Origin of the sequence: Pseudarthrobacter sulfonivorans (genome assembly GCF_031454915.1) — a bacterium.
GTDB lineage: Bacteria > Actinomycetota > Actinomycetes > Actinomycetales > Micrococcaceae > Arthrobacter > Arthrobacter sulfonivorans_C.
This window is the reverse complement of record NZ_JAVDRS010000001.1, coordinates 518,688-541,580: the sequence shown is the minus strand read 5'-3', so window position 1 is coordinate 541,580 and position 22,893 is coordinate 518,688. Positions and strand designations below refer to the sequence as shown.

The window sequence follows — 22,893 nt, the reverse complement described above, 5'->3', positions numbered from 1 at the left end:
ACATGGTTGCGGGGACAGGATTTGAACCTGTGACCTCTGGGTTATGAGCCCAGCGAGCTACCGAACTGCTCCACCCCGCGTCGCTTGATCAACACTACCCTAGTTTGGACGAGGCAATTACCAGTGGCCTTTGGCGGCCATCATCCCGCCCCTTCGTTCCGGAGATATTGTCCTCTCATTGCCCCGGACCGCCTCGATATCGCAGGTTATCTGGACAAAAAATCCGGGTTGCATGAAAGACGTTGGCACTGGGACGACACCGCGAAGGCGCGCGGGCTGCCCTGCTCCCAGGACTGATGCCGGAAAGGCGCTGCTGCGGCCGGGACGGGCTCTGACGAGGATCACCACCGCTGCCAAGCCAGGGATTTACATACGTTTTGTCCTATAACCCCAAAATCCGAGTGCCTGTCGGCTTAAACCAGAAAGTCCGGATTCTGTTTCCAGAATCCGGACTTTCCACCAGTTGCGGGGACAGGATTTGAACCTGTGACCTCTGGGTTATGAGCCCAGCGAGCTACCGAACTGCTCCACCCCGCGTCGCAAGATCAACTCTACCGTCCGGTGAACGGGAGGCCAAATCCTGGTGGCGTGATGTGTGTCTCGCTGGGCCGCCGTCAGTTACTTGCTCAAGGCGAGGGCGTGGGTGACGGCGTGGGTGACGGCGACGGTGTGGCCTCAGGGGCCGTTACCGGAATCTTCTCCTCGGCCTCAAGAGCCTTCTGCAGGGCAGCAGCCAGTTTCTTCTGCTCCTCACCGTAGGCGGCGAAGTCGCCGGCCGCCAGGGCCGCCTGGCCTGCCTTGATGGCGGCATTCGCCGCCGCCAGTGCAGCCTTCAGGTCGGCCTGGGCGCCAGCACTGGGCGGCGGAGTCTCGCCCGGCGTCGGAGGCGTCTGGCCGGTGTTGTCCGAGTCGCCGGCTGCAGCACCGGAGTCACCACCAAAGAGTTGCTTCAGCGCGCCGTCGAGCGTCGGAGCGAAGCCCACCTTGTCACCGAAGGCAACCAGCACGCGCTGCATCGTCGGGTACGACGTCTCGCCAGTCGACTTGAGGTAAACCGGCTGGACGTACAGGATCCCGCCGCCCACGGGCAGCGTCAGCAGGTTCCCGTTGAGGACCTCCGAGGCACCCTGGCGCAGAAGGTTTAGGGCCTGGGACACCGTGGGATCAGAGTTGAACTTATTCTGGGCCTGGCCCGGCCCGGGAACCTGGATCTCCGGCGGAATCTGGAGCAGCCTGAGCTTGCCATAGCTTTCGGCCTTGACGCCCTCTTCGTTGCCGGCGTCAGAATCAGCCGCAAGGAAGCCGTAAAGCACGTTGCGGGCCGTGCCGTTCACAATCTGCGGAATGAACGAGGACGTCAGCTGGAAGGCCGGCTTGTCCTGATCAGGCATCTGGAGCGACATGTAGAACGGCGGCTGCTTGACGTCGGTATCCACGGTGGGATCGTTGGGAACGCTCCAGACATCCTTCGCCTGGTAGAAACTGCCCGGCTCGGTCACGTGGTAGCGGCCCAGGAGTTCACGCTGGACCTTGAACAAGTCCTCGGGGTACCGGACGTGGCTCATGACATCCCCGGACATTTCCGAGTAAGGCTTCAGGGACGTGGGGAAAACCTTCTGCCATGCCTTCAGGATGGGGTCCTGGTCATCCCAGGCGTACAAAGTCACCGAGCCGTCGTAGGCGTCGACGGTGGCCTTGACGGAGTTCCTGATGTAGTTCACCGAACTGTTGGGCAGTGCGACAGATCGGCCTGCGGAGGTCTGCGAGTCCGCGGTGGCCGCTGAGAGCTGTTCCTGCTGCGAGTACGGGTAATACTGGCTTGTGGTGTAACCGTCCACGATCCATTTGACGCGGCCGTCCACGACCGCCGGGTAGGCGTTGCCGTCAACGGTCAGGTACGGGGCCACTTTTTCCACGCGGTCCCGCGGATTGCGGTCGTACAGGATCTGGGAGTCCGGGTTGACGCCATCGGACAACAGCAGGTCCGAGGACTGGAACTTGATGGAGTAGAGAACCTTGTTGAAGAAGCTGCCCACGTTCGGGCCGCCCTCACCTTCGAACGTGTACTGGTTGTCCCCTTCGCCCTCCTTGCCGGAGGGCCTGTCCTGCTCACGGGGGGCTGCGCCCTCGGGCGCTCCCACGATGGAGTACTCCGGGGAATTTTCGCCGAAGTAGATCCGCGGTTCGTACGTGGTGTCGTCGCCTAGTACACCGGTGGACGGTATTCCGGACTGGAGGAACTCCGGCTTGCCGTCAACGGTGAACTTGTTTCCCTTGGCCGCTACAACCCCATAGCCGTGGGTGTAGACAACGTGCTGGTTGAGCCAGCCCTGCTGGTTGGTGGCGACGTTGGTCGGGTTAAGCTCGCGTACGGCGATGACCGTGTCCTGGATCTTGCCGTCCACCTCGTACCGGTCCACGTTCAGTGCGTCGGGGAACTGGTAGTACGGCCGGTACTGTTCCAGCTGGGAAAACGCATCAGAGATCAGGTTGGGGTCCAAAAGCCTGATGTTGGCTGTGGTCTGGGCATCAGGAGCCAGGGCCCCGGTCGTGGCCGTGTTGGTGGCGTCGTAGCGGTCCACCTGAATCTGGTCCAGGCCGTAGGCGGCCCGGGTCATATCGATGTTGCGCTGAATGAAGTCCCGCTCGTACGTCTCCTCGGAAGGCCGCACCTGGAACTGCTGGATGACCCACGGGTAGACGCCGCCGGCGAGGATTGAGGTGATGATCAGCATGGCGGTACCGATGACCGGCAGGCGCCACCGACCGATGATCGCCGCCACGATGAAGAGGATGGCCACCAGGGCTGCAGCGACGGCGAGGATCGCCTTGGTGGGAATAACAGCGTTGACGTCGGTGTACAGCGCACCGGCCCAGCGCCCGCCGTCGCTCTGCAGCGCGGCATACCGGTCAAGCCAGAAGTTGACGCCAAGCAGGATCAGGAAGGTTGCGCCGGTCACGGCGAGGTGGATCTGCGCCGCACGGCTGGTGAACACGCCGCGTTCCAGCAGGCGGATGCTGCCGTACAGGTAGTGGGTGAGGATTCCGGCGATGCCGGCCACCACTACAACACTGATGAGGAATCCTGTGATGAAGCCCAGGAACGGCAGGGTCATCACATAGAAGCTGATGTCCAGCTTAAAAAGGGGATCTTCCTTACCGAACGGCTCCTGGTTGAAGAACAGCAGCACTTTCTGCCATTGGCTGGCGGCCGCGCTTCCGGCGAACAGTCCGAACAGGATGGGCAGGCCCACCATCACAACGCGGCGGACAGGCTCGAGCTGGGCCTGGTACCGGTTGAGGTTGTCACGCATTTCAGAGTCCGGTGCATACACGGGCCTGGCGTGGTACGCGATCCGGATGGCAAAAAAGACTGCCAGGAACATCAGCGCGAAGCCGGCCAGGAAAATCAGGATCCGGGAGAGGTTTTCGGTCACGAACACTTCGAAGTAACCGAGCTGCTGGTACCAGAGGACATCGGTCCACACATTGGCGAAGAAGATAAAGCCCACTACTGCGAGGGCAACGACTATCAGGGTGGGTGTCAGGGCCCCGCGTCGTGATGGGGGTCTTCCGGGCGGGATGGGGCTGGTAGGACGGGACAAACTCGGTACCTCATAGCTGATCGTCAGATTTACATTTTTGAGCGTGCGTGCGGTTAACGTCCGGCACCGGTCAAGCGTGTGGCAACGTCCGTCATATCTGCCACGAGTGGCGGTAAAGCTTAGTTCCTGGCCTCAGTCTAGTTGGTGGTACAGACGGGCAAACCCGACGTGCCCTGGCCTGATCCGGCCAGTTCGACGGCGGTGCGCGCCTGGGCGAGATTCTCCACTTTGACAACCTGCAGCCCCTCCGGGACATGTCCCACAACGTCGTCACAGTTCTCTGCCGGGGCCAGGAACAACGTGGCTCCCCCGGCACGCGCGCCCTGCATCTTCTGTTGGATGCCGCCGATGGGTCCCACTGCACCGTCGGGGGTGATGGTTCCGGTGCCGGCAACGTGCTTGCCGCCGGTCAGATCGCCCGGTGTGACCGTGTCAATAATGCCCAGCGAGAACATCAGGCCGGCGCTGGGGCCGCCCACCTTGTCCAGGGAAATCGTCACGTCGAACGGAAACGTGAACAGGTACTTGAGCATGACTCCAAGAATGTAGCGGCCCGCGCCGTTGTCCACGGGGGTAATGGCCTGCGTGACGGACTCCCCCGCCCGCTCCACCACCAGCGTGGCCGGCGCGCCCTTGCCGGCGGCCAGTTCCTCCTGGACTACGGCGAGTGACGTGATCGGCTTGCCGTTTATCGTTTCGAAGATGTCGCCGTTTTCGATCTTGCCCGTCGACGGCGAGCCGTCGGAAAGCCCCGCTGCCTGAAGCTGCTGGCCGAACGGTATGTCGAGTTCCCTCAGTGCCGAAGCGACAGCGTTCTCCTGGGAGGTGGTCATGGCGACCGAGCTTTGTTCCTCTGCCTGTTCCTTGGTGGTGCCCGTAGGGTAAATCAGCTCCTGCGGGTAAACGGATTTGGACCCGTCGAGCCACGCGCCGAACACGCCCAGGAGGCTGAGCGGGCCGTTCGGGCCGCCCTCGACATAAACGGTGGTCAGGTCAAGGTTGCCCTTGGCGGGATACGTTGCGTGTCCCTTAACGCTGATCACGGGACTGTCACCGGTCCGGTCAAGGGTGTTGAACGTGGGCCCGGCCCTCTCCACAACGTAGGGCACCGGAATGGTTCCCGCGGCGATCCCCAGCCCCAGTGCCAGCATTCCTGCGAGCATCATGACGGACACCCGCCTGTCCCCCTGCTGGGAGCCACGCGGGGCAGACTGCCCGGCAGGCGCTCCGCCGGCTGGTCTTCCTTCGGGGGCTCCGGCACTCATGGCTGCACCGGCGTCGAGCTCGGGAGCGTGGTCCTCGTTTGGATGGTCGCCACGGGTTGTAGTCACTGAACCAACACTACGCGGTGGTGCCGCCGGCCAGCTCTTTGCCTACAGCGAACGTCGCGCCTGTCCGGCAGACAGCCGCCCCGGCCCGGGGTACCGTGAAGTTGAACGCTCAAACTGACGATCGGCGGGACCATGACCTCCAACCCACTCAATCCGTCCAACGGCGACGACACGCCAAAGGATCCATTGACCGAGATGCTGCAGAACCTGATGGGCGGCAAGGGTATGGAAAACTTCGACCCCGCCGAACTGGCAAAAGCAGCCGGACTCCCGGACGATCCCAACCTCCTGGCGCAAATGTTCTCACAGGTCCAGGCCATGATGAGCGCCCCCTCGGAGGGGCCCGTGAACTGGCAGCTCGCGCACGAGAACGCCCGCAGGGTTGCCGCCAGCACCGCCGACCCGTCCGTCACATCCCAGCAGACCCGGGCCGTCGACGAAGCTCTCCGGCTGGCCGAACTCTGGCTCGATCCGGTGACCGACCTGCCTGCCACCGGCCTGATCGGCCGGGCCTGGTCCCGCGCGGAGTGGGTGGAAGCCACCCTGGGCACCTGGAAGCGCCTGACCGAACCGGTCGCCAACAGCATCGCCAACGCGCTCTCCAGCGCCATGACCGAACAGATGCCCGAAGAAATGAAGTCCATGATGGGCGGGGCATCGTCCATGCTGCAGAACATGGGCGGCGCGATCTTCGGCATGCAGCTGGGCCAGGCCATCGGCGCGCTCTCCGGGGAAGTAGTCAGCTCCACAGACATCGGAGTGCCCCTGGCCGACCTCGAAATGGCCCTGCTGCCTGCAAATGTTGCTTCGTTCGGCGAAGGCCTAAGCCTGCCGGAAAACGACATCCGCCTCTTCCTCGCCGTTCGCGAGGCAGCACATGCGCGCCTGTTCGTCCAGGTTCCGTGGCTCCGGGGCCATCTCCTCGGCGCGATTGAGGCGTACGCCCGCGGTATCCACATTGATACCTCCCGCATCGAGGAACTGGCCCGCGACCTTGACCCGAGCAACCCCGAAGGTATCCAGGAGGCACTGTCCAAAGGCGTCTTTATGCCGCAGCGGACGCCCGCCCAGGAACAGGCTCTCGAAAAACTGGAGACCGCGCTGGCCCTCGTTGAAGGCTGGGTGGACGAGCTCACCGCTTCCGCCACGGAGAAGATGCTGCCCTCAGCGGCCGCCCTGCGTGAAACGGTCCGGCGCCGCCGCGCCACCGGCGGCCCGGCTGAACACGCTTTCTCCTCGCTCGTGGGACTCGAACTGCGTCCGCGCCGCCTGCGGGAGGCCGCTACCTTGTGGGCCGTCCTCAAGGAGGAACGCGGCATCGCGGGACGCGATGCCATCTGGCAGCACCCGGACCTGCTGCCCACGGCGGCTGACCTCGATGACCCCCAAGGCTTCGGTGGACGCCGTCAGCTGGCGGAGGCCAGCGACAGTGAAGTGGATGATGCCCTCCAGAGGCTGCTGAGTGGCGGTTACGACGACGCGCCGGAGGACGACTCGGACGGCGATGCCGGCGCAGGTGACTCCGGTCCCGGCGCTTCCGGCCCGGTTTCTTCCGCCGCCACCGATTCCGAGGCCCCTGATTCAGACGCAGGTGACTCCGGCACGGGAGATCCCGACGCCGGCGATGGGGACCAGCCCAAGGGCTGAGCCGGCAATCCTAGTCGGCGTCGCCGTGGCTTAGCCCGGTGGCGTCGGCCGGGTTGTTGCCGTCCGCTCCCAGGCCCCGGGAGGTGGCGAACGAGACACCCTCCAGGAACGCCTTGGCCCGCATGGTGTCCGGATAGGCCTCCAACAGCTTCCAGAAGGCGGCATTGTGCCCGGCCACCAGCAGGTGGGCGAGCTCATGCAGCAGCACGTAGTCGATGACCCACTGCGGCATGGGTCGGAGCTTGTCCGAGAGCCTGATGGTTCCTTCCGACGGCGTGGCCGAGCCCCAGCGGGAGTTCTGGTTGCTGACCCAGCGGACCGACGTCGGCACTGCCCTGCCGCCAAAGTACTGCGCTGAAAGAGCGGCCGCGTGGGCCGCCAGCGCGGCATCCGTGGCGGGCTGCTTCCGTCCCTTGTCAGCACGCCTCTGCCCCTGGCGATGCAGCTTCTCCAGCATGCGGTGGACCCATTCGGATTCCTGCGCGGCGGTGAAACGGGCAGGAATGGCCACCACCGCCGTCCCATTTTCCCAAAACGCCGCCACGGTGCGGGTCCGGCGGGCCGACCTCCGCACCTCCACCGGCGCTCCGCCCGGGGTGGTCAGCCGGAGTGGCTGCGTGCCGCCCTGGCCTCTCACAGGACGCTGCTTTCGGCGAGCACGCGAAGCACGTCCTCGCCGTAGCGCTCGAGCTTGGCCGGCCCCACACCGGCCAGCGCCGCAAGCTCCTCCAGGGAGGACGGCTTGGCCTCAGCGATGGCCGTCAGCGTGGCGTCGGTAAACACCACAAACGCCGGGACTTCAGCGGCCAGCGCGATTTCCTTCCGCCATTGCCGGAGGGCGTCAAAGGTCTGTTCCTCGTAGCTGGGCGGACAGTCGTTGCAGCGCCCCACCTTGCGTTCGGCGCCGGTGGCCAGCATGCCCCCGCAGACCCTGCAGGTGGCGGGGGTGGCGGCTTTCCGGCGCGGAGCCGGCCCCTTGCCGCGGACACTGGAGCTGGCCACTGAGTTGGGCCGCAGCCCGTCGAGGAACCGTGAGGGCTTGCGGTTGGCCCGGCCGCCTGGCGTCCGCGCAGTAGACCAGGAGAGGGCCAGGTGCTCGCGGGCACGGGTGATCCCCACATACAGGAGGCGGCGTTCCTCATCCACGGCTTCAGGAGTGTCCGCGAAGGAGATCGGCATCAGGCCTTCGCAGAGACCCACCAGGAAAACAGCGTCCCATTCCAGGCCCTTCGCCGCATGCAGCGACGCAAGAGTCACGCCCTGGACTGTGGGGGCATGCTGGGCCAGCGACCGCTCCTGGAGTTCATTGACGAAGTCGGCGAGGCTGAAGTGCTCGCCACGGACCTGGACCAGTTCGTCCGCGAGCGCCACCAGTGCAGCCAGTGATTCCCAGCGTTCGCGCAGGGCGCCGCCGTTGTGGGGCGGAGCGTCGGTGTAGCCCAGGGATGAAACGATGTCACGGACAAGCTGGCCCAGCGGTTCGGGTGTGGCCGTTTCGGCCACAGCCCTGGTGGCCGCCCGGAGCTGAAGAATGGCATCGCGCACTTCCTTGCGGGCAAAGAACCGCTCACCGCCCCGGAGCTGGTACCCGATCCCGGCCGCCGCAAGGGCCTGCTCGTAGGCTTCGGACTGTCCGTTGGTGCGGAAAAGGACGGCCACCTGGCTGGCGGGAGTGCCGGCGTCGAGCAGTTCCCGGACCTTTTGTGCCACCGTGGCGGCTTCGGCTTCATCATCGGAGCATTCGGTGAACTGCGGCACCGGCCCGGCCGGGCGCTGTGCCACCAGTTGCAGCGGAGCCGCCCAGGCAGCATCAGCCACCGGCCCGCCGCCGCGACGGGCGGCAAGGAGGTCGTTGGCCAGCTTCACCACCTGCGGCGTGGAACGGTAATCCCGGATAAGTTTCACCACATTAGCCTCGGGATACTGGGCCTTGAAACCCAGCAGGTGTTTGGGCGAAGCGCCGGTAAACGAGTAGATCGTCTGGCTCGCATCGCCCACTACGCACAGCTCGTCCCGCCCACCAAGCCACAGTTCCAGGAGGCGCTGCTGCAGCGGCGAAACGTCCTGGTACTCATCCACCACAAAATGCCTGTACTGCTCGCGGACGGTGGCCGCGACTTTCTGGTCCTCCTGCAGGATCCCGACCGTAATCAGGAGTACGTCCTCAAAGTCGATGACATTGCGGTCTGTTTTGACGTCCTCATACGACTGGAAAACCCGGGCGACGGCGGTGAGGTCGAAGCCGCCGGGGGTTCCCCTCCCCTGCGCGTTCTCCAGGTAGTTGGCCGGGGTCAGCATGGAAACCTTGGCCCACTCGATCTCCGAGGCGAGGTCGCGGATGGATGCACGATCCGTGCTGAGCCGCAGGCGACGGGACGCTTCGGCGATCATCTGGGCCTTGTGGTCCAGCAGGTTGGGCAGGGTGCCACCCACAGCCTGCGGCCAGAAAAACTGCAGCTGCCTCAAGGCGGCGGCGTGGAACGTGCGCGCCTGCACATTGCCCACGCCCAGGTCCCGCAGCCTGCTGCGCATTTCTGCCGCCGCGCGGGCCGTAAACGTCACGGCAAGGAGCCGCTGCGGACTGTAGACACCGGAATGCACCCCGTAGGCAATGCGGTGCGTGATGGCGCGGGTTTTCCCCGTGCCGGCACCGGCCAGGACGCACAGCGGGCCGTTCAGCGTGCTGGCGACCTCGCGCTGTTCGGCATCAAGTCCCCCGAGGATGCGTTCCTCGAGGGACTGTGAACTATCTGGATTCTCTGTGGTCACTTCTGCTGCTCTGGTTGTTGGGACTGCTGGGTGGAACTGCCATGTGCAGGCTTCTGGTCGATGATGCTGCCCGGCCCGTGAAGCTGCCTCACCGGGGTCAGGTGTCGGTGCGGTCCAGAATCCGGCCGCCATACCAATGCTCAATCAGGGAGCGTGCAATGGACAACCGGCTGGAGATGGTGATCTCGCCGGCGAGCACGGCATCCTGCAGTTCCTCCCGGCTGAACCAGCGCGCCCGGGTGACTTCCACGCCGTCGGGCGTTGCCTCTGTATCTTCCGTGATGGCGGAAAACCCAAGCATCAGGGACGCCGGGAACGGCCACGACTGGGAGCCCAAGTATTGGCAGCGGGCGATCCTGATGCCCACTTCCTCATGAATTTCCCTGATGACGGCCTGCTCAAGGGATTCGCCCGGCTCCACAAATCCGGCCAGCGTGGAGTAATTCTTTGCATCCACCGGGCCGCCTCCGCCAAGCAACAGCCGGCCATCCGTTCCCACCACGGTCACGATGATGGCGGGGTCGGTCCGCGGGTAGTGTTCAGAACCGTCCTGGGGGCAGCGGCGCACCCAGCCGCCGGCTTCCACCACGGTTGGGACACCGCAGCGGGGGCAGTGCGTATGTGTGGCGTGCCAGTTGGCAATGGCGCTTGCCTCAACGAACAACGCCGTGCCGGTGGGGTTCAGGACTGCAGCGATGTCGCGGAAGCCGGCCCACTCTGCGTCCGACGGGATTCCGGCCGCGCCCGGGGCGACAGCTTCGGGCAGGACTGCCAGGACAACCTCCGTGCCGGCAGGCAGGTCCGAGCCCGCCAACGCGGCGCCGAGGTAGATGACCTGTTCCGGGGCCGTACCCAGGTTCCGGAGCCCGGCCAGCAACTGTGAGGCTGGGGGAAGGAACAGCTGGTTCGCCAGCACGAGGGCCTGCCTCCCGGCCAGGACAACTGCCAGGGTGCGTCCGCTGCCTAGTAATCCCTCAACCATGCCGGGCCGGACGCGTCCAACAGAGCCCCGATCCACCATGGCTGGCCTGACCGGCAGGACGGTATCGACCAGGTGGTTGGCCGGCAGGTGCACTGCCTGCGCCTGGTAGGCCGGTGTAGCAGACTCCGCATGACTCATGTGTCCACCGTACTGACTCGGACCGACAATTTACATTTACCGGGGAGAATCGGCGGAACATGTGGCAGGGACCTCACAACTTGGCAGTGGAGCCGACTTTTGCAGGGTATCTGGGGACTCGCCGCCGCACATCGTTGTGTTGGCCGCCAGCCAATCTACCGTGGAACGGTGAGAAGAAAACCGATCGAACTGGCAGCCGTGGCAACCGCGGCAGTCCCCGGGCTGACCCCCACAGCTGTCAGCTCCGCCGCGGACGATCCCGCGGATTTCGACTCCGCCCTGCTCCTTGACTCAGAAGGCAAGCGCTGGCGGGTCCGGTCGCCACGGCATGCGGAGGCCAGTGCACGGCTTGAGACAGAGTTCCTGGTTCTCCGGGCGTTCGCCCCGGCCATCCGGGCAGAGCTGCCCTTCCTGATGCCGACTGTGGCCGGGAGCGTCCGGCTCGGCGCCCTGAGCACGTTTGTCTACTCGCACCTGGCCGGCAGCACGCGCAGCGTGGAGGAACTGACGGCCGGCCCGGCAGCACTCGCCCGGGAGGTGGGTTCGGCGCTGGCGGCAATCCACGACCTTCCGCACTCACTGGTCAGCAACGCCGACCTGCCCAGCTACACCCCCAACGAATTCCGGCAGCGCAGGCTCAACGAGCTGGACCAGGCTGCCACCACCGGCAAAATTCCGGCCTCGCTCCTGCGCCGCTGGGAACATGCCATGGAGGACGTCTCGCTGTGGCGGTTCAACCCGAGCGTTGTCCATGGAGACCTTCATGAAGACAACCTTCTGGTCGACGGCAGCCGTGTCACAGCGGTGACTGGATGGACCGATCTCCGGATCGGCGACCCCGCAGACGACTTCGCCTGGCTGGTTGCTTCCAACGAACAGGACTTTGTGGACGCGGTGCTGGCCAGCTACACCGACAACCGACGCGACGCTCCGGATCAGCATCTGCTGCGGCGGGCCGCATTGTCCGCCGAATTCGCCCTGGCCCAATACCTCGTCAAGGGAATTGCCGCCGGCGATGCAGAAATGGTGGCCGAAGCAGAAGGCATGCTGGCAACCTTGGCGGCCGACGTCGAGGAACACGGCGGCCAGGCCATCAGCGTTGAGCCGCTGCCGGGCCATGCGCCTGCCGGAGCCGGGGTAACTGCCGACGCCGAGCCGTCACCGGCAGTGACTCCGTCACCAGCAGGGAGCGCTTCGTCCGCCTCCGCGGTCACCGTCGCCCCGGTACCGGCGGTCACTGTCGTGCCGGTACCTGACGAGCCGGCGCAGCCGGTAGCGGTGCCGCCCGCCGTCGAGGTGAGCCCCATCCCGGCGGACCCAACGCCGGCGGAAGCGGCCGTGGCCGATAGAGAACCAGCGGGCGCAGCACCCTCGGACGTCGCACAGGACGGCGCACCCGAAGACAAGGCACCGGCGCACCCTGTGGCCGAAGACACCTCAACCGCGGCGATCAACATTGTGGACGTCAGGAAGCACTAGCTTCCAGCGCGTCCGCCACGATCTTTTCAAGTTCCTCCGCGGAACCCAGATCGTGCGGCCGCACCACCTGGTTGTCCGCCACATAAAAGAATGCGGCGCGGACCTCGTCGACGGGAACGCCCTTGAGCCGGGCCCACGCAAGCCGGTACGCGGCGAGCTGGACGGACTTGGCCCGCAGCTGGGACGCGGAGGGCCGGCGGCCGGTTTTCCAGTCCACCAGGTCCCAGCGGCCGTCGGAATCCAGGAAGACGGCGTCGATGCGCCCGCGGACCACCACATCCCCCACCCGGGTTTCCACCGGTACTTCGACAAAAGCCGGTGACCGGTCGGCCCACTCCGAGGCCTTGAACGTAGCCACCATGGCGTCGAGGTCGTAGGCGGCATCAATGTGGTCGTCCGACCCCGGGGCTTCACCCAGGTCCAGCATTCCGGCGGTACCGAAGTACTCCTCCACCCAGGCGTGGAAAGCCGTTCCCTTCCGGGCTGACATGCCCGGTTCGCGTGGGACCGGACGCCGGAGCCGGCCCACCACTGCCTCGGGGTCCTCGCCCAGGTCCACCAACGTGGAAGCAGAGATGTGGCCGGGCAGGTGCACGTCCTGCCCGCCTGCCCGCCTGGACCGGCGTTCCAGCAGCAAGGCAGCTTCCCTGGCCCAGGCAGCGGCATTGCCCCGTAACGGTCTTCCCGGCGCGTCGGCGGGCCCGGCCCCATGAGCAGGCGTGTGCCCGTCGCCTGACGCACCCAGGGCGCCAGGCGCACCCAGGGCGCCAGGCGCACCCAGGGCGCCAGGTGCACCCAGGGCGGCCCGGACGCGTGCCGCGGCACCCTCCATGGCCAGCCGCCTGCCGGGGACGGTGCGCAGGCGTTCACCCGTGCGCGGATCCGCAGGGCCTTCGAGGGGGTCATACGGCCACCCGGCCAGCTCGGTTTCGGTGGTCAACGGGCTCTTCTCCGGCAACGAGGCTTCCTCAACCGATGCCGGGTGCACCACGGCGCCTGCGATGTCCGCACCGTTCATGGGGTCGCCGACAAGCTGCTCCAGTTCAGCGAGGAACGGCGACATGTCGGCGCGGCCTGCCCGGGAGCCCACCCAGGCTGCGCTGGAAACCCACAGGACGTGCTTGGCCCTGGTGTAGGCCACGTACGCCAGGCGGCGCTCCTCACCTTCACCGTGGACCTGGACAGCTGCCTTGAAATCCTTTTCTGCGTCCAGCCAGCCCTTTTGGTCGGGCTGGTCGGTATCCCACTGGGGCAGATCCGAACGGTCCCCCCGCAACGGCCAGGGCAGGGCAGCCGCGCCGCTGCTCCACCGGGAGTCCTTGTTGCTGGGGAAGGCGCCAGCATTCAGGCCCGGGACAAAAACAACATCCCATTCCAGGCCCTTGGATGCGTGGACGGTCAGGAGCTGCACCGCCTCACGGTTGATGTCCGGCGGCGGTGCTTCGAGGCCGTTCTCCTCGGCCGCAGCCGCCTCGAGCCAGGCAAGGAACGCAAGGATGTCCACCCGGTGGGAGGTCCGCAGGAATCCGGCGGCCGCATCCTGGAAGGCGTCCAGGTTGCGGCGGGCCTGGTGGATGCTGGTCCCCGGGCGGGCCGCGACCTCGATATCGAGCAACATGGCGCGTTCCACCTCGCCCAGCAACGTGGTCAGGTCATCCCCCAGATACCCGCGCAACTGCCTGAGCTCCGCCGACAGCGTGCCGAGCCGTTCGCGGGCCTGTTCCGTCAGCGCCCGGCCATGGGCGGAAACCCAATCTTCACGTGGCAGCCAGTCCAGGGCCTCCACCAGGCTGGCTCCGTCAGTCAGGTCGCTTTCGATGACGGCGTCCCCGGAGGGGTCCCCGGCATCGGCATCCGGAGACGTAGCCTCAGCCAGATGTCCGCGGCGGCGGGCGAGCTGGCTTGACCAGTCGCGGAATGCCATCAGATCCGCTGGCCCAATCCGCCACCGCGCACCGGCAAGGAGGCGCATCAGGGAATCCGAACGTCCCGGGTCTGCCAACACCCGCAGCGTGGCCACGAGGTCAACGATCTCGGGTGTGTCCAGCAACCCGCCCAGCCCCACAATTTCGTACGCGATCCCCCGCGACTCGAACTCCCGCCGGATGGTTTCCATCTGGGCGCGCCGCCGGCACAGCACAGCCAGGGCCGGCGCCACCGGAGTGCCGTCGGCCTCACGCTCGAAGTCCGTAACCCGGTACTTCAGGACGTCCCCGGCCAAGGCCGTGGCTTCGTCAACGTCGGTACCGAAGCGCCCCAGCACCACCTGCCCCTCCACTGCGAACGGGCTGGGCTGCAGCGGGGGCACGGCGGCGGCCTCCGGTGTGGTGCCGGCCGGTGCCCTGGCTGCCTCCGCGCGTCCCAGTGCCTCCGACATAATGTTGGCCGCGGAGAGAATCCCCCGGCCGTTACGCCACGCCGTGGTGAGGTACGACGTTGGCGCCAGCCGGTACGTCGCCTGCCCGCCCCCGATCTCCAGGCTCTCCAGACGGACGGGAAATTGGCGGACGAAGTGGAAAAGCTGCCCGGCAGAGGCCCCCCGGAAGCCGTAGATTGACTGGTTCGGATCACCCACGGCCGTGACAGCATGGCCCTCACCGAAGAGCTGTGAGAACAGCACCAGTTGGGCGTATGACGTGTCCTGGAATTCGTCCAGGAGAACCACTTTGTACCGCTGGCGTTCCATCTCTGCGGCAAGCGGAACCTCCCGGGACACGCGGGCAGCGAGCGCCACGAGGTCGCCGAAATCCAGTGCTCCCCTGGCCCTCTTGGCCGCCGTGTACCGCCCCACCATGTCAGCGACGCTCGCCCGCGTACGCAGCATGGCGGCCAGTTCACCGGCCGCCTGCGGTGCGTTCTTCGAGGCACCGGCCACGTAAGGCAGCCCTTCGAATTCGGCGAGCCGCGCCATCAGCCAGGACTCGACGCCGGCCGGTTCCTGCAGGTGCTCAGCGCATTCCCCGGCCAGCTGGATAACTGCCTTGACCAGTGTGGACTTGGCTGCCTTGAAATGGCGGTAGTCGCCGTCGAACGCTTCCACCACTTCACTGGCCAGCTGCCATGCCTGGGCACCGCCCAGGAGGACAACGTCCCGCTCCACGCCGAGCCGCAGCCCGTAGTCGGACACAATTCCGCTGGCGAAGGAATGGTACGTGGACACCTTGGGCTCAAGGGCGTCACTGCTGAGCAGGCCCTCCGGGAACACGGCATGCCCGGTGTCCAGGGCCGCGATGCGCTGCAGCGCAGCCAATTTCGCCCGGATCCTGGTGGCCAGTTCGCCCGCTGCCTTCCTTGTAAAGGTGACACCCAGGACTTCTTCGGGCCTGACCCAGCCGTTGGCCACGAGCCACACCACGCGGTCGGCCATGGTGGCGGTCTTGCCGGAGCCTGCTCCCGCGATCACCAGCCGGGGGGCCAGGGGCGAGGAGATGATGGCGGATTGTTCCGGCGTGGGCGTGTTCTTTTCACCCAACAGCCCGGACAGCCGTTCGGGACTGAAGAGGGGCTCGGGAGGCTGCTGCCGGCTCATTCCGTGACCTGCTTTCCGCGAATGCAGAGCGGACAGACTTCCGGGAGCCGGCAGCCATGACCGCCGTGACCGCCCTTCGCAGGATCGTGCCTCGCCTCGAAGCTGTTGCCTGCCATCAGCGCTGCCGCATCGTTGACCATGTCCAGGGCCCAGTTTTCCTGCGGGTCCAACGGTTCCTGCTGCTGGACTCCAGGGCTCTTCGTGGCGGTGCCCAGCTGTGCCAGAACGGCACCACCCGGCACGGCCGCGTCTGGCCCTGCGGCACCGGCCATCCCTGGTGCGTCCGCGAAGCCGCCGGCAACAACAGCCGTCTGATAGGCCCCCAGCTGGGGATGGCGAGACAACTCTGTCTTCCCCGGTTGCCGTTTTCCGGTTTTGAGGTCCACAATGACCAGCCTTCCTTCGCTGTCGATCTCCAGGCGGTCTACCTGGCCGCGGAGGATAGCGGCGCGTGGTTCAGTGACGCGGGGCTCCACGTCGGAGGATCCGGAGTCGAGTCCACCGGCGTCCGCTGCCTGCAGCGGAGGAAGGTCGGGCAGGCGCACTTCGAAGTCCTGCTCGACGCCCAGCAGGCTCCGGCCCTCGCTCCGCATCACCAGGACGTACTGGGCGAGCTTTCGAACCATTGTTTCGGCCCGCTGGAAGTCCAGTTTGCCTTCCCAGTTGTCCTTCATCCCCAGCGTGGGCCAGCGGCGGAGAAGTTCTTCAACGTACTGCCCCCCGGAGGCTTCTGGCATGTCCTGCGCGATGGCGTGGACCAGGGTTCCGAGGCTGCGGGCGAAATCGGTGGCGGCTTCGCCCCCGGCGGCCTGGACGAACCAGTCGAGCGGGGACTTTTGCACGGACTCCACCTTGGAAGGCGAGACATAGACCGTCCCGCCTGCCGGGACCACCGGCTCCGATGTACTCAGCGGCAGCAGGCCCCACCAGCTGTCCGGGTGGGCCCCGGGGACGGGCGGTTCCGCAGTTGCCAGCGCCGCCAGGACCCTGGCGGCCTCGGCAGCCTCGGGCTCGTATCTGCCGTCCAGCTGGGCGTACTGGCGCAACTCGGCCACCAGGGCACGGAGCGTCATGGGCCGTTCCACGGGCGTGAAGCCCCGGCCCTCGAGACCCGGTTCGAGCGGCGCCACGTAGTCCAGGAACGACGACGGCTGGTCATCCTCCGAGGAAACGGCGGTGCAGATGAGGAGCTGCTCCGCCCTGGACACGGCGGTGGAGAAGCTCCGGAGTTCGTCGTAGCGGATTTCCCGCAGCCTGCTGAGCGGGTCCAACTGCAGGGCATAGCCCACACCGTGCTCCACAGCGTCCGCAAACAGGCTGCTGCCCAGCAGCTCGCCGCGGAGCCGGGTGTTGGGCCAGACACCTTCCTGCAGCCCGGCCACGATGACGACAGGCCACTGCCGCCCTGCGGCACTTGCCGGGGTCATCAGTTCCACGGCGTCGTCCACCTGCGCCCGCGCGGCCAGCGTGTCCATGGGCAGTTCCTGGTTCAGGAGGTATTCGAGGAACTGCTCAGGGCCGGCGCCGGGCATCTGGTCGACGTAGCGCTCGGCGGTGTGGAAGAGTGCCATCATCGCATCGAGGTCGCGGTCGGCCCGCGCCCCGTGGGAGCCGCCGGACAGGGCGGATTCGGTCCACGCATTGGCCAGCCCGGTGGAGTGCCAGAGGGCCCAGAGCACTGTCTCGGCGTTGGCGCCGGGCTGGGCGGCAGCGCCCTGCCCGGCCTGGAGCATGCGGGCTGTGCGGCGCGCGGACCTGCCCTCGACACCCAGGGTCACCAACGCGCCCGGTTCCAGGAGCGCCTCGACAAGCAGGGCGTCGCTGGTCCGCCCGCCGCCGCCCTGGAGCTCCTCGCGCCGGAGGGATTGCCGGAGCCGGCGCAGTTCAATCGAGGTCGCCCCGCCGATCCGGGAGGTCAGCAGTGCGACGGCAGCCTCCGGCGTCAGCAGCGCGGGGTCAAGGGCGATCGCATAGGCATCGAGCAAAGGACGCACTGCCACTTCGTCGCGGACCGCAGATTCGGCAACCGGAACGCGGACCGGGATCCCCTGCCCGGAAAGGTAGCGTTGCAGCTCGCTGAGCTGGCCGCCGTTGCGCACAATCACGGCCATCGTCCCGAGGTCGCGGCCATGGTTAACGTGCTGGTCCAGGATGCGCTGGGCGACGTAGCGCAGCTCGTGGACCGGCGACGGGACCAGGTGCGCTTCCACCGTTCCTGCGGCCGTTGTCTTAGGTTCGGTGACGGGGCCGCCGGTGGCGGGGGCGTTGACAACGGCGGTTCCGGCGTTGGCGGCCTCTGCCACGGGGCCGGGCTGCTCAAGCCGCCGGGACAACTGCCCTCCGGCGCGTTGTGAGATCCGGCCGGCGACTCCGAGCCAGGCCTCCGCGATGGCAGGGGCATGCCGGTGGGCGTGCCAGAGCGGCCTTTCCAGGACGCTGGACTCGCTGGACAGCAGCTGCGGAAGGTCAGCGACGAGATCCGGCCGTGCCCCCCGGAAGCCCTGAACCACGGTATCCGGGGAGAAGGCGACGTAGCAGTCCTTGCCCGCCGCGATGTCTGCGAGCAGTTCAAAAACGGCAGGGTTTGCTTCCTGGACATCGTCCACCAGCACCAGCTGCAGGCGTTCGCGTTCGGCGGCCAGGAAGTCAGGCTCGTCCTGGAAGATCTGCCGGGCAGTGGTGATGATGCCGGCGGGGTCGAACGCTTCGGGCATCCGCAGATCCAGGACATCCCGGTACTCCGAGTACAAGGCAGCGGCGGCCAGCCAGTCCGGCCGGCCGCATTGCCGCCCGAGTTCCTCGAGGTCAGCTGCCGTTCGGCCGGATTCGATGATCCGGTCAAAAAGTAGGCGGACTTCGTGCCGGAAACCGCGCGTCACCAAGGCTGCTTCCAGGTCAGCGGGCCAAGGAAGTTCCAGTCCGGGCATCCGGTGGCCTTCCAGGAGTTCCCTGATGATGAGGTCCTGCTCCGGGCCTGACAGGAGGCGGGGGGCCCGCGGCAGCGGAAGGATTCCCTCCGCTTTGGCCCGGCGGATCAGGTCAAAGGCGTAGGAGGACCAGGTACGGGCCGGTGTGGTGCTCAGGCTCTTGTCCAGCCTTGCCGTGAAACGGTCACGGAGCGAGTCGGCCGCCAGGCGGCCGGGCGCCAGGATGAGGATTCGCTCCGGATCCACGCCGTCATGCACGGCACGGCGGACGGCCGCTTCGATCAGGACGGTGGACTTGCCCGTGCCGGGCGCGCCCGGGACCAGTACGGGTCCCGAACCATGCGGTACCTCAACGGCTTCGCGCTGGTCCGCTGACAGCACCGGGACCTCGGCATGGACCTGCCTTGGCGGTAGAAGCCGGAGGCCTGTGCCGTCGGAGCCACCAGCAGGGAACCTGGTGTGTGTTGCGGCACGGGACAGGCCGGCGGGATCAACATCGGGAACTGTTAGGGTCACACGGACATTCCATCATCAGCCACTGACAATCTGTGCAGCCGCAGCTCAAGGTGCTCTGCAATTGCGTCGATCCGGTCGAAATCGTCTTCATCCGGAGACCAGCGCGCCGCCATCAAATCCACCCGCCAGCGTCCTTCGCCCGTCCGCAGGTACTCTTCGGGATGGCCAAGGAGCGGCGTTCCCTCCTCCAGGTAGTGCCGAAGCGCGTCGGCTTCATGCCCGTCCGGGGCGTGCCCGCTGGACTTCAGAATTCGCCACCACGGCACAGAACTGCCGTAGTGGCTCATCACGCGGCCAACCTGCCGGGGACCGCCGGACCCCAGCAGCTCGGCCACGTCGCCATAGGCCAGAGCCGTCCCCGGCGGAACCAGCTCAACCACCGCCAGCACCGCCTCGACGTACTCAATCCGCATGGATCCAGACTAGCCGCTGTGGCGCTGCCGGATCCTGTCGGTGCCGGCCGGTAGCGTTGAAGCATGACCACCTGGAACACCCTCCCCCGCGCAGCCTTCGATCTCGAAACCACCGGACGGAATTCCCGTGCCGCGCGGATTGTGACGGCCTCGGTGACGGTGGTGGACCACAAGGGCGACGTGATCAAGGAACACGAATGGCTTGCCGATCCGGGCGTTGAGATTCCGACGGAGGCAAGTGACGTGCACGGCATTACCACGGAGCAGGCCCGGCGCGAGGGGCGTCCGGCCCACGAAGTCACCGGCGAGCTCGCAACCGTCCTGCAGGAACTGTTCGACACCGGCGTCCCGGTCATCGCGTTTAATGCCAGTTACGACTTCACGGTCCTGGCCGCGGAATCAGCCCGGTATGGCGTCCGGCAGCTCAGCCGGTTCCCTGTCCTGGACCCGTACATCATGAACAAGCAGGTGGACCGCTACCGCAAGGGCAAGCGCACGCTGACAGCGCTGTGCGAGGAGTATGGCATCAACCTGGATAACGCCCACACCTCGGCAGCGGACGCCCTGGCAACGCTCCGGATGCTGGACGCCATGGCCATCAAATTCCCCAAGCTCAAGATGCCGGCCAGCCAGCTGCACGAACTGCAGAAGGACTGGGCCGTCAGTCAGGCGGCAGACTTCCAGAACTACCTGCGCAAGACCAAACCTACGGCCGTGATCGAAGGCGAATGGCCTGTCCTGCCGCCCGAAGACGCCAGCCGCGGCGACTTCTAGGTGAGAGCTAACTCACAGATAGGCAGAAAACCCTGACTGTCACGCCCAGGGCCCCTCGATTCGCCTGCAGTTACCCACGGTCGTTCATCGGCCGTTAACCTTCGTCGGTCAGCGGAATATTATTCGGCCAGCATGGCGGGAAACAGCTCTTTCTTCGCCCAGCTTGCAGAAAAGCCGGAAATGAGATGATTAAGTTCCGCGGTACCACCACGCCCGGCTACGCCGCAGCAGGCGCCAGGCGCTATCCACCCGCCCTGCGGCCCGGCTGAACTGATGACCCAGATGAAAGTGACTACTGATGAAGACTAAAGCCATGAAGTGGCTGACCGGCGTTCCCGTTGCGCTGGCCTTGGCTGTCTCGCTGGCCGCCTGCGGCGGCTCGGGCGCCCAGCCTACTGCCAGCCCCACGGACGCCCTGGCCGGCAGCGACCAGCAGACGCTGGACAAATACACCACTGCAGACGTCACCCCGCTCGACCAAATCGACAAGACCAAGCTTGGCCTGAACACCGCCGGCAAGCTTGAGGTAGGCACGCTCTCAGACGCGCCGCCGAACATCTTCATCGACCCCTCAGGCAAATTCACCGGCTACGACAACGAGCTGCTGCGCGCCATTGCCGGCAAGCTCGGCCTCGAGGTCGAATTCGTGGCCACTGACTTCTCAGCCCTGCTTTCCCAGGTGCAGACCAAGCAGTTCGACGTGGGCTCCTCGTCAATTTCCACCACGGATGCCCGCCGCGCCAACGTGGGCTTCTCCAATGGCTACGACTTTGGCTTCATGGCCGTGGTCGCCAAGACCGACAGCGACGTCAAGGGGTTCAAGGACCTCAACGCCGACGTCCGCATCGGCGTCGTCCAGGGCACGGTCCAGGACGATTACGTCACCAACACCCTGAAGCTCGAGCCGGTCCGCTTCCCGGACTACGCCACCGTGTACGCAAACGTGCGCAACGGCCAGATCGACGCGTGGGTTGCGCCCTCACAGCAGGCCGAGGGCCAGGTCAAGGACGGCGACGGCACTGTCATCGCCGAATCCGTGGTCAACACCCAGAACTTCACGGCCTATGCCGTGAACAAGGACAACCAGCCGCTCATCGACGCGCTGAACTCGGGCCTGGACGCAGTCATTGCTGACGGCACCTGGACCAAGCTGACCAAGGAATGGTACCCGGACCGCGAGACCCCCGCCGACTGGAAGCCGGGCAGCAAGGCTGCTTCGGTTCCCCAGAGCTGACCCGGGGCCTCATCCTTTATGGATCTCCTGGAGCAACTTGGTGATACGTTCCTGAACTGGGAGGAAATGGCCAAGGTCATTCCCTCCCTCCTTATGGTGGGCCTGCCCAACACCCTGATCCTGGCGGTGGCGTCAGGCGTTCTCGGGTCCCTGCTGGGGCTCTTGCTCGCCCTCATGGGCATTTCCCGGAATCCTGCCGCCCGCTGGGCGGCGAGGATCTACACCGACCTGTTCCGGGGGCTTCCGGCCATTCTCGTGATTCTGGTGATAGGCATTGGGCTCAGCCCCATTGCCCGGGAAATCACGGGTTCGCGTAACCCGTATCCTTTGGGCATTCTGGCGCTGACACTGATCGCCGGCGCCTACATCGGTGAGATCTTCCGCTCCGGCATTCAGAGCGTGGAGAAAGGCCAGCTGGAGGCTTCGCGCGCCCTGGGCTTCAGCTATGGCAACTCCATGCGCCTGGTGGTTGTGCCGCAGGGCATCCGCCGCGTGCTTCCGGCGCTGGTGAACCAGTTCATCTCACTGCTGAAGGACTCGTCGCTGGTGTTTATGCTCGGCTTGGCGTCCTCGGACCGCGAGATCTTCCGGATCGGAAACGATGCCATGGCCAACACCGGGAATCTTTCCCCGCTGGTGGCCGCCGGCATCCTCTACCTGATCCTGACCGTTCCGCTGACCCACTTCGTGAACTTCATTGACAACCGGCTCCGCACCGGCCGGCCGGAAAAGAAGGAACCGGACGAGCTTGCAGCACCTATCGGCAAGGGAGCCCACGCATGACGGAATTTACCTCCGGCACCCTGACCGGAAAGAACCTCCACCTCTCCTTCGGGCATAACCATGTCCTCCGCGGCATCGACCTCCACGTGGAGAAAGGCACCACGGCTTCGGTCATCGGTCCCTCCGGCTCGGGAAAGTCGACGCTCCTGCGGGTCATGAACCGGCTGATTGAACCGGACCAGGGCGACATCCTGCTGGATGGCCGGTCGGTCCTGAAGGACAACCCGGACGAGCTGCGCCAGCGGATCGGCATGGTGTTCCAGCAGTTCAACCTATTCCCGCACAAGACGGTGGTGGAGAACGTCAGCCTGGCGCTGCGCAAGCTCCGCAAGCTGTCCAAGGAGCAGGCCCGCGCCGAAGCCCTGGAGCAGCTTGACCTGGTGGGACTGAAGCACAAGGCGGACGTGCGTCCGGCCAACCTTTCCGGTGGCCAGATGCAGCGCGTCGCGATCGCCCGCGCTTTGGCTATGAAGCCTGAAGTGATGTTCTTTGACGAGGCCACGTCGGCGCTTGACCCCGAGCTGGTCAAGGGCGTGCTGGCACTCATGACCGATCTCGCCAAGGGCGGCATGACCATGGTGGTGGTGACCCACGAAATGGGCTTCTCCCGCAACGTCTCGGATACCGTGACGTTTATGGACGCGGGCGTGGTGGTCGAGACAGGTCCCCCGGAACAGCTGTTCACGGATCCCCGGACCGACCGCCTGAAGGGCTTCCTCTCGGACGTCCTCTAAGCGCAGTTACAGAAAATCCCCGCCTCCCGGAC

14 protein-coding genes and 2 tRNA genes are annotated in these 22,893 nt (G+C 66.0%); 6 read left to right on the top strand and 10 right to left on the bottom strand.

Annotated elements, in window-relative coordinates:
- Window positions 1–3: 3 nt before the first annotated feature.
- The 4 genes from J2808_RS02455 to J2808_RS02440 form a co-directional block, all read right to left on the bottom strand.
- Window positions 4–80, bottom strand: a tRNA-Met gene (locus J2808_RS02455).
- 383 nt (window positions 81–463) lie between these two features.
- Window positions 464–537 (bottom strand) — tRNA-Met (locus J2808_RS02450).
- A gap of 89 nt (window positions 538–626) precedes the next feature.
- Window positions 627–3,605, bottom strand: a complete 2,979-nt coding sequence (locus J2808_RS02445) for a UPF0182 family membrane protein (protein WP_309811078.1) — start codon at window positions 3,603–3,605, stop codon at window positions 627–629.
- A gap of 137 nt (window positions 3,606–3,742) precedes the next feature.
- Window positions 3,743–4,936 (bottom strand): PDZ domain-containing protein, encoded by a 1,194-nt coding sequence (locus J2808_RS02440; protein WP_397427965.1) that lies wholly within the window; start codon window positions 4,934–4,936, stop codon window positions 3,743–3,745.
- 132 nt (window positions 4,937–5,068) lie between these two features.
- Between J2808_RS02440 and J2808_RS02435 the strand changes: the two genes are divergently transcribed.
- Window positions 5,069–6,583, top strand: a complete 1,515-nt coding sequence (locus tag J2808_RS02435) for a zinc-dependent metalloprotease (RefSeq protein WP_309811075.1) — start codon at window positions 5,069–5,071, stop codon at window positions 6,581–6,583.
- Window positions 6,584–6,593: 10 nt separating this feature from the next.
- On the opposite strand, the gene J2808_RS02430 is transcribed toward J2808_RS02435, so the two are convergent.
- From J2808_RS02430 to nudC, 3 genes are all read right to left on the bottom strand, one after another.
- The gene (locus J2808_RS02430; RefSeq protein ID WP_309811070.1) at window positions 6,594–7,220 is read right to left on the bottom strand and encodes a M48 metallopeptidase family protein; all 627 of its coding nucleotides are present in this window, start codon (window positions 7,218–7,220) and stop codon (window positions 6,594–6,596) included.
- Window positions 7,217–9,352 carry an ATP-dependent DNA helicase UvrD2 gene (locus J2808_RS02425; protein ID WP_309811068.1) on the bottom strand — a complete coding sequence of 712 codons (2,136 nt, stop codon included), beginning with the start codon at window positions 9,350–9,352 and terminating at the stop codon, window positions 7,217–7,219. The genes J2808_RS02430 and J2808_RS02425 overlap by 4 nt, the downstream gene beginning before the upstream one ends.
- A gap of 97 nt (window positions 9,353–9,449) precedes the next feature.
- Window positions 9,450–10,472 (bottom strand): NAD(+) diphosphatase, encoded by a 1,023-nt coding sequence (gene nudC / locus J2808_RS02420; protein WP_309811065.1) that lies wholly within the window; start codon window positions 10,470–10,472, stop codon window positions 9,450–9,452.
- A 168-nt stretch (window positions 10,473–10,640) separates the two neighbouring features.
- On the opposite strand from nudC, the gene J2808_RS02415 reads away from it, so the two are divergent.
- Complete coding sequence (locus J2808_RS02415) at window positions 10,641–11,951, top strand: macrolide 2'-phosphotransferase (protein ID WP_309811062.1); 1,311 nt, start codon at window positions 10,641–10,643, stop codon at window positions 11,949–11,951.
- Here J2808_RS02415 and J2808_RS02410 read toward each other — a convergent pair.
- From J2808_RS02410 to J2808_RS02400, 3 genes are read right to left on the bottom strand one after another with little or no spacing between them, the layout of a single operon-like run.
- Complete coding sequence (locus J2808_RS02410) at window positions 11,938–15,480, bottom strand: ATP-dependent helicase (protein ID WP_309811059.1); 3,543 nt, start codon at window positions 15,478–15,480, stop codon at window positions 11,938–11,940. The genes J2808_RS02415 and J2808_RS02410 overlap by 14 nt on opposite strands.
- Window positions 15,477–18,887: an ATP-dependent helicase gene (locus J2808_RS02405; RefSeq protein ID WP_309811827.1), complete on the bottom strand. Its 3,411-nt coding sequence runs from the start codon at window positions 18,885–18,887 to the stop codon at window positions 15,477–15,479. Before J2808_RS02405 ends, J2808_RS02410 begins: the two co-directional genes overlap by 4 nt.
- Before the next feature lie 32 nt (window positions 18,888–18,919).
- Window positions 18,920–19,336 carry an MGMT family protein gene (locus J2808_RS02400; RefSeq protein ID WP_309811056.1) on the bottom strand — a complete coding sequence of 139 codons (417 nt, stop codon included), beginning with the start codon at window positions 19,334–19,336 and terminating at the stop codon, window positions 18,920–18,922.
- 63 nt (window positions 19,337–19,399) lie between these two features.
- Here J2808_RS02400 and J2808_RS02395 point away from each other — a divergent pair, with 63 nt between their 5' ends.
- The 4 genes from J2808_RS02395 to J2808_RS02380 all read left to right on the top strand — a co-directional run bounded on the left by J2808_RS02395 (window position 19,400) and on the right by J2808_RS02380 (window position 22,861).
- Window positions 19,400–20,110, top strand: a complete 711-nt coding sequence (locus tag J2808_RS02395) for a 3'-5' exonuclease (protein ID WP_309811052.1) — start codon at window positions 19,400–19,402, stop codon at window positions 20,108–20,110.
- A 298-nt stretch (window positions 20,111–20,408) separates the two neighbouring features.
- Window positions 20,409–21,344 (top strand): ABC transporter substrate-binding protein, encoded by a 936-nt coding sequence (locus J2808_RS02390; RefSeq protein WP_309811049.1) that lies wholly within the window; start codon window positions 20,409–20,411, stop codon window positions 21,342–21,344.
- A gap of 18 nt (window positions 21,345–21,362) precedes the next feature.
- Entirely contained in the window at window positions 21,363–22,127 is a 765-nt protein-coding gene (locus J2808_RS02385) for an amino acid ABC transporter permease (RefSeq protein ID WP_309811046.1), read from the top strand.
- Window positions 22,124–22,861: an amino acid ABC transporter ATP-binding protein gene (locus J2808_RS02380; protein WP_309811042.1), complete on the top strand. Its 738-nt coding sequence runs from the start codon at window positions 22,124–22,126 to the stop codon at window positions 22,859–22,861. Before J2808_RS02385 ends, J2808_RS02380 begins: the two co-directional genes overlap by 4 nt.
- The last annotated feature ends 32 nt before the right edge of the window (window positions 22,862–22,893 follow it).